The following is a 7,294-nucleotide window of genomic DNA, read 5'->3' as shown; positions in this document are numbered from 1 at the left end:
GGGGCGATGCGGCCGCCGGCGCCGCCGCGGACGCGGGCGCGACGGCGGTGACGGCGCCGCCGTTCGAGGGACCGACCCCGGAGACGACTGCCGCGGCCCGCGACCTCGCCGCCGAGGCGGACGCGACGCTCGCGGTCGGGACCGCCGGGGGCGAGTCCGTGATCGCGGGCGGCCCGAAGGCGGGCGGCCCGAACGCGGACGTAGCGGCGGCCGCGGACCGCCTCGTTCCCGTTCCGGCGGACGTCGACGACGCGAAACTGCTCGACGCGGTCGGGGCCGCGGCCGCGACCGCGGACCGAGGGTGACCCGCCGAGTTCCGCGCGCCATCCGCGAAGCGTCACCGTTTATTCGCTCGCCCCCCTCCGTCCGACGATGAGCGTTCCCTGCGTCGCCGTCGCCCGCGAGCGCGGCGAGACCGTTCGGAGCCGGCTCGCCGACGCCGACGCCCTCGACGGCGACCACCAGATCGCGGTCGACGACGACACGATATACATCCCCGTGGTCGGCCGCGACCGAGTCCCCGCCGACCTCGCGGACCGGATCGTCGCCCGCGACGCGGCGGCGCGGGACCGCCCCACGGCGCCCGCGGAGATCCTCGGCTACGAGCCCTCGCTCGAACGGCTGGGGGGTATCGTCATAATCGACGAGGACGACGACGAGCGCGCCCGCGAGATAGCCGACGCCGTGATGGCGGCCGACCTCCCCTGCGAGACCGTCCTCAACCGCGCGTCGCCGATCGAGGGCGAACTCCGGGTCCGCGAGTGGGACGTGCTGGCCGGGAACGGGACCGAGACCGTCCACCGCGAGTACGGCCACGAGTTCGCGCTCGACGTCGCGGCGGTCTACTTCTCGCCGCGGCTCGCGACCGAGCGCCACCGCGTGGTCGAGCAGGTCGAATCGGGGGAGTCGGCGGTCGACATGTTCGCCGGCGTGGGGCCCTACGCGATCCCGTTGGCGTCCCGCGGCGCCGACGTGGTCGCCTGCGACCTCAACGAGCGCGCGGTCGAGTACCTCCGCGAGAACGCCGAGCGCAACGGCGTCGCGGACCGCGTCACCGCGATCGCCGGCGACGCCCGCGACCTCGCGGACTCGCACGCCGGGACCGCAGACCGCCTGGTGATGAACCTCCCGCACTCCGCCGAGGAGTTCCTGGAGGCCGCGGTCGCGCTCGCGGGCGACGACTGCGCGGTCCACTACTACGACATCCAACACGAGGACGACCCGTTCGGCCCGGGCCGGCGCGCGATCGAGGCGGCCGCGGGCGACGCCTACGCCGTCGACGTCGAGACCGAGCGCGTCGTCAGGTCGTACGCCCCTCACGAGTACAACGTCTGTCTCGACGTCCGGCTGACGCGCGTCGACGACTGAGCCCGCCGCCGGGCGCCCGGGGGCGCTCGGACAGACACGTCAGGGGAGTAACTTATGAGTGATGCTCACTAACGTCTCATGGCATGAGCGACGCCGCAGACCCCGAGGAGCGCATCGACGAGACGACCACCTGGCCGGAGCTGGCGATCGGACTGTACGACCGACTGACCGGACGGGACGCGGAGATACACTACCAGTTCGAGGACATGACCGTCGAGGTGCCGAGCGGCACGGGCGACGACGCCGAACACGCCGAGTGGCGCATCGACGGCGGGGTCCGGGTCACCACGAGTGAGCGGGAGTGAGTCGGGGCGGCGGCTCACGGTCGAGACCGAGGACCTGACGCTGTCGACGGGCGGGGCGGAGGCCGAAGTCCACGCGACGGACCGCCGGGTGTTCGTCGAGGTCGACAGCGCTCGCGACGCCCTCCGCATCGCCCGGCGACTCCCGGACGAATCCGTCTCGAACCTCGCGGTCGCGGAGCTGGTTCGCGGCGGGCTCACCGCCGAGGTCAGGGTCCGCGGCCGAACGGTTGCGGTGGCGGGCGCTGACGCGCGCCCCGGTCCGCTCTCTCACCGCCTCGGCGTCGCGCCCGCCGAGGTCCGGCTCGCGGGGCTCGTCGGCGCCGGCTACGGCGGCCTCTCCGCGGCGGTGAGCCGGACGCGGCGGCTGTTCGCGTAGTTCGCGTCTCGCGCGCCGACGCTCGGATGCGCCGAGCGGTCCGGCCGCTCGCGAGGAGGCGTCGAGACAGCGAGAACGCCGCGCCGCCCGAGGGGGGTCGGGGCGGCGCGGCCGTGGCCCGTCACATGACAAGCGGTCGCGGCGGCGGTCTCGGACCAGAGGCGATTCTGCGCTTGGCGCGTCGGAGACGCGTTTCACACGGTAGCCGCGACGGAACGCCGATCGGGATGACGGCCGCGCCGAGTCGCCGTGGGGGTGACGACCGGCGGGACCTTCGCCGCCCGGCACGGGCTTTGACCGGGCACGCACCGCCGAGGGATTCGATCCCCGCCGTCTCGGCACGCGGGCGGTGTCATCACGCTCAGATTGAAGTCCAAACACGTATTTAGTCTTTTTCCTTATATAGTTGTGTTGTCTCCCGATTTCTTGTGTGTCCCATGGTAGTATTCGAGAGTATCAGAGACGTATGTCCGATTAATATCGGAATAATTCACCGGTTCTAGCAAGCGACTGGAGGCGCCGAATCGCCGCTCCGTCACCGTTTCGGAACCCTTATTTTTCCGTCCGGGAATTGAAGCATGCGTGCCGGAGTAGCTCAGCTGGCAGAGCGATTCCTTCGTAAGGAATAGGTCGAGGGTTCAAATCCCTCCTCCGGCTCTTTTCACCGACCGCCGCCGAACCGAGGAGCCTCGACTCGGGCGCCGTCGCACTCCCGTCTTCCCCCGATCGACTACGTCCGATCGTTCGGTCACCGGAACTCGATATAGTATTTATATTATCCAAATAATATTAGGAATGTGATTATCTACCACGGGAGCGTGTGTAGATATATGCGACCAAAATACGACTGTGACGGCGAAGAAGTGTACGAGTGTTTCGAATGCGGTCGTCGGACCGGCTCGCCGGGCGAGTGCGAATGCGGGGGTGAACTCCACCATCTCGGGCGCTCGCGGGACCTGTGACCGGCGGACTCGACCGACCTCGGACGGTCGTCGGTCCGGTCAGTTGTCCCCGGTAGCGTCGGCCTCGTCGCTCCCGTCGTCGGAGTCTCTCTCGGCTCCCTCGCCGTCGCCCGCGTCCGCCTCGGGGTCGTAGCCGGGGAGCGAGAGGACGTTCTCGCGGCCCAGTCGGAACCCGTCGAGGTCGCCCTCGTCGCGGAGTCCGGTCACCACCTGGCTCGTCTTCGCGGCGGTCCAGTCCAACTCCTCGGCCACCCGCTTCTGTTTCATCCGCCCGCCCCGCGACTCGATCAGCCGAAGCACCTGTTCCTCGTTGCTCAACAGGTCGCTGTCGACGGGCGGCGTCTCGGCCGACCCGCGCTCCGATTCGCCGCCGTCCGCGTCGCCGCCGTCGCGCTCCGACCCGTCGCTCGCGGCCGCGCCGACGGTCGCCGCGTCCGCCGCCTCGCCCGCGGTCGCCTCGCTCTCGGTCGCCGTCTCTTCGCTCCCGGCCGCGACGACTCCCGCGCCCGCGTCGTCCTCGTCGCCCCGCCGACGATACGCGACGGCCCCCCCGGCGACGACGAGCAGGCCGAAGAGCGCGACCGCTCCGGCGGTCGGCAGCCCGGAGAGCGGGCCCGCGGGGGCGACCGTGAGCCGCGGCTGCCCGGCCGAGAAGTCGACCGGGCCGTTCCAGACGACGGACTGCTCGCGCACCTCGTCCGGGTCCGGCGTCGTCTCTTCCAGGCGGTACCCCTCGGGCCACGAGACGATGAGCGACGAGGAGCCGTCTAAGAACAGCCCGCCGACCGCGTCGCCGACCCGGAGTCGGTCGCCGTCGACGGCGGCGAAGTTCGTCCACTCGAACCGATAGGTCAACACGCCGTACGCCTGGGGGAGCTCGCGGCGCTCGGCGGTCACGGTCACGTTCGACACCGTCATGTTTCGGCCCGTCGCCGACTCGGCGGTCGCCGCGGTCGAGACCATCCGCTCGCGGAAGCGGCTCGTGTACGCGTCGGTGTCGCTCTCGACGTCCGCGCGGAGTCCCTCGAACGCCCGTTCCTCCTCGTCGGTTGCGAGTCGGATCCGGTACTCCACGGTCCACTGCGCGTCGCCGTCCGGTTGGACCGCGACCGCCAGCGACACGTCGTCCGGTTCGACGTCCATCTGCGCGAAGCCGCCCTCGAACGGGACCGCGCCCGCGCCGCCGGCACCGAGCGCGAGACCGGCGACTCCGAGGAGGGCGACGACGACGAGGAGAACCGACGCTCGCTGCACGGATCACGTCACGCGGAGAGCCGATAAATTCCTTCCCATCCGCGACGGCTCCGATACCCCGGCGCGGGTCGAACTGCGCCGCGTTCCGAGCCCACCGCGCGGCATCGCTCACCCACCGAGTCGCGGCCCGGCGTCGCCGTTCGAGCCGTTCCCCTCGGAACGGTCACCGGCCGGACCGCCCGAACCGGTCTCCCCGTCGGCGTCGTCTCCGGAGTCGGGCGGGGCGCCCGTCGACGCGTTTCCGGAATCGTCGTCGGTCGCGGTACCGTTTCCGGGCGGGTCAGACGAGTCGGAGCCGTCCGCGGTATCGGTCTCCGAGCCGTTTTCGGCACTCTCTCCGGCGGGACCGTTCGGTCCGGGGACGCCGCTCGATCCGTTCCCGGGGCCCGTCTCCGACGGTCCCGTCGACCCGTTTCCCGAACCGGCGCTGGGCGTACCGGCTGCTCCGGCTCCCGGCGGTCCGACCGATCCGTTCCCGGGGCCACCCCCGGACGAGCCGTTCTCGGGTGGGCCGGCGTCGCCCGGCGGTCCGCGATCGGTTCCGTTGCCGGGTGGCCCGCGCCGTCCGGGTCCGATCGGCCCCCCGACACCCCCGCCGGCAACGCTGCGGGCGATTGCGGCGACCTCGGGGCCGCTGAGCTCGTTCGCGCGCTCTCGTAGCGCCGCCAACCGCTCGGGGTCGACGCCGCGCTCGTCCCGGACGGCGGCCGGGAGCGACGCGACGACGCTCGCGCTCCGATTCAGCGCGCGGGCGAGCGTCTCGATCCGCGCGGTCGTCCTCGCCATCCGGGCGGCGTACTCGCCCCGGCTCAGCTCGCCGGCCTCGCGCCGCTCGCGGAGCTCCTGCTGCCGCTGCTCCAGCTCCGCGAGGCGCTCTTCGGTCCGGTTCAGCCGGTCCGCGACGACGTCGGCGCGGCTCTCGTTGGTCTCGGACCGTCTGAGCGCCACCTCGAAGGCGCGCGACTCGACTTCTCCCTCGATTTCGGCGCCCTGAACCCCGACGACGCCGGCGAGACGCTCACCGGGACTGAGGTCGAGCGAGGCGTTCGCGCCGCTCCCGTTCGTCGTCGTCGGGTCGAGCTGTGCGGTCACCGTTCCCGCCGGTGCGCCGGCGACGGCGCCGGCGATCACCGCCGCGGCGACGGCCGCCGCGAGGAGACTCGCGATCCATCGGTTCATCACCAGTCCGTACGCGTCCCTCACCTATATATCCGGAACTCCGTTAAGCCGGATCAACGCGGATTAATCGGGGGACGTGACGGGGACGGGGTGATATTCGGAAACGTGCGTCGCCGCGGGATCCCCCTCGTCTCGCGTCAGTACGTCTTCGCGAAGTACGCGGTCCGCTCGGCGTCGTCGTCGCACATCGCGCACGTCTCGTCGCCGTCACCGTCGACGAGCGGGTCGTCGTCCTCGAAGGGGACCATCACGATCTCGGCGGCCAGCGGCTCCTTGATCGGTTCCTCACAGGCCTCGTCGCCGCACCACGGCGCCTTCACGTAGCCGCCGTGCTGGCCGAGCGTCCCGAGGATCTCGGCGCGGTCGTCGGCCTCGCGCACGCCGTCGTCGAGGGTCTCCTCGGCGGTCGCGTACAGCTTGGCGTAGATCTCGTCGAACCCGTCGCGGACGGCGTCTGCGACGCCGTCGCGGTCGACCTCGATCGTCTCGCCGTCGGGGCGGTGAACGAGGGTGAGCTCCCCGTCGTCGACCTCGTGGGGCCCGATTTCGATCCGGAGCGGGACGCCGTTCAGCTCGTGTTCGTTGAACTTGAACCCGGGGTTGCGCTCGTCGCGGTCGTCGAGCTCGACGCGGATCCCGGCCTCGTCGAGGTCCTCGGCCACGCCCTCGGCGTACTCCAGCACGTCGTCTTTCGTGTCCTCCTGCCAGATGGGGACGACGACGACCTGCGTGGGCGCGACCGTGTGCGGGAGGACGAGCCCCTGCTCGTCGGAGTGGGTCATGATCAGCGCGCCGAGCGCCCGCCACGAGAGCCCCCACGAGGTGGTGTGTGCGGTCCGCTCCTCCTCGTCCTCGTCGGAGTAGGTGATGTCGAACGCCTCCGCGAACGACTGTCCGAGGTGGTGGGAGGTGCCCGCCTGGACCGACTTCCCGTCGGGCATCAGCGCCTCGACGGTCGTCGTGGTGTCCGCGCCGGGGAACTTGTCGTGGTCGGGCTTCTGTCCCTTGAGGACCGGGAGCGCCAGCAGGTCCTCGTAGACGGACTCGTACTGGTCGAGCCGCGTCAGCGTCTCGTCCCACGCGTCCTCGCTGGTCGCGTGCGCGGTGTGGCCCTCCTGCCAGAGGAACTCCTTCGTGCGGAAGAACGGCTTCGTCTCGGTCGCCTCCCACCGGACGACGGAACACCACTGGTTCACGCGCAGCGGGAGGTCCCGGTGGCTCCGCACCCACTGGCTGATGTACGGGGTGATGATCGACTCGGAGGTGGGCCGGACGGCGAGGCGCTCCTCGAGCTCCTTGTTCCCCGCCTCCTCGACCCACGCCACCTCGGGGTCGAACCCCTCCACGATGTCCTTCTCCCGTTCGAGGTACGACTCGGGAATGAACAGCGGGAAGTAGGCGTTCTGGACTCCGGTCTCCTTGAACTTCGCGTCGAGGAACCCCTGGAGCCGCTCCCAGACGGCGTACGCTCGCGGGCGGGTGACGATGAAGCCGCTCATGCCCTCCGGTCCGTAGTCGGCTAGCCCCGCCTTCCGTACGACCTCGGCGTACCACTCGCCGGTGTTGTGCGTCTTGGACTCGGTGATGCCGAGCTCTTGGTCGTCGTCGCTCATTACTCTCGAAAGCGGGTGTCGCGGGCTTAAAAGGTCCGAACCCGACCGCCGCGTCGGGGCGGCGGCCATGCGCGCCCCGCTCTCGCTCGCGGACGCATCGCGTCGGCGGTCCCGGTCGGACCGGTCGTCCTCCCGGCGCGCCGCCCGCTTCGGTTGGCTCCGATTACTCCTCATAAATATCGCCGGTAAGGCCCGATTTCGGCGTAAAACGAGCGAAATCCGGTGTGAACGGTCGTC

At 70.8% G+C, this 7,294-nt stretch carries 7 protein-coding genes, 1 tRNA gene and 1 pseudogene; 6 read left to right on the top strand and 3 right to left on the bottom strand.

The features are described 5' to 3' along the window. The 6 genes and pseudogenes from EXE45_RS11395 to EXE45_RS11370 all read left to right on the top strand — a co-directional run. Positions 1 to 305, top strand: a pseudogene (locus EXE45_RS11395) (corrinoid ABC transporter AT-binding protein); the annotation flags it as partial. Positions 306 to 372: 67 nt separating this feature from the next. Then, the gene (locus EXE45_RS11390; RefSeq protein ID WP_092921251.1) at positions 373 to 1,368 is read left to right on the top strand and encodes a class I SAM-dependent methyltransferase family protein; all 996 of its coding nucleotides are present in this window, start codon (positions 373 to 375) and stop codon (positions 1,366 to 1,368) included. An 83-nt stretch (positions 1,369 to 1,451) separates the two neighbouring features. Beyond that, complete coding sequence (locus EXE45_RS11385) at positions 1,452 to 1,673, top strand: hypothetical protein (protein ID WP_092921252.1); 222 nt, start codon at positions 1,452 to 1,454, stop codon at positions 1,671 to 1,673. Then, a complete protein-coding gene (locus EXE45_RS11380; RefSeq protein ID WP_137694412.1) occupies positions 1,660 to 2,049 on the top strand; it encodes a peptide ABC transporter ATP-binding protein in 390 nt (129 codons plus the stop codon). The genes EXE45_RS11385 and EXE45_RS11380 overlap by 14 nt, the downstream gene beginning before the upstream one ends. Before the next feature lie 584 nt (positions 2,050 to 2,633). Beyond that, positions 2,634 to 2,706 (top strand) — tRNA-Thr (locus EXE45_RS11375). A 173-nt stretch (positions 2,707 to 2,879) separates the two neighbouring features. Further along, on the top strand, positions 2,880 to 3,011 hold the full coding sequence (locus EXE45_RS11370) for a rubrerythrin-like domain-containing protein (RefSeq protein ID WP_137694416.1): 132 nt from the start codon (positions 2,880 to 2,882) through the stop codon (positions 3,009 to 3,011). Positions 3,012 to 3,050: 39 nt separating this feature from the next. On the opposite strand, the gene EXE45_RS11365 is transcribed toward EXE45_RS11370, so the two are convergent. The 3 genes from EXE45_RS11365 to proS all read right to left on the bottom strand — a co-directional run bounded on the left by EXE45_RS11365 (position 3,051) and on the right by proS (position 7,057). Further along, positions 3,051 to 4,265 carry a hypothetical protein gene (locus tag EXE45_RS11365; protein ID WP_137694411.1) on the bottom strand — a complete coding sequence of 405 codons (1,215 nt, stop codon included), beginning with the start codon at positions 4,263 to 4,265 and terminating at the stop codon, positions 3,051 to 3,053. Between the two features lie 108 nt (positions 4,266 to 4,373). Continuing rightward, positions 4,374 to 5,444 (bottom strand): hypothetical protein, encoded by a 1,071-nt coding sequence (locus EXE45_RS11360; protein WP_137694415.1) that lies wholly within the window; start codon positions 5,442 to 5,444, stop codon positions 4,374 to 4,376. A gap of 137 nt (positions 5,445 to 5,581) precedes the next feature. Beyond that, positions 5,582 to 7,057, bottom strand: a complete 1,476-nt coding sequence (gene proS, locus EXE45_RS11355; protein WP_092921256.1) for a proline--tRNA ligase — start codon at positions 7,055 to 7,057, stop codon at positions 5,582 to 5,584. Positions 7,058 to 7,294: the final 237 nt, after the last annotated feature.

Source organism: Halorubrum sp. SP9 (assembly GCF_005435015.1).
Classification (GTDB): domain Archaea; phylum Halobacteriota; class Halobacteria; order Halobacteriales; family Haloferacaceae; genus Halorubrum; species Halorubrum sodomense.
The sequence above is the reverse complement of the archived record's forward strand: the minus strand, read 5'-3'. Positions and strand labels throughout refer to the sequence as shown.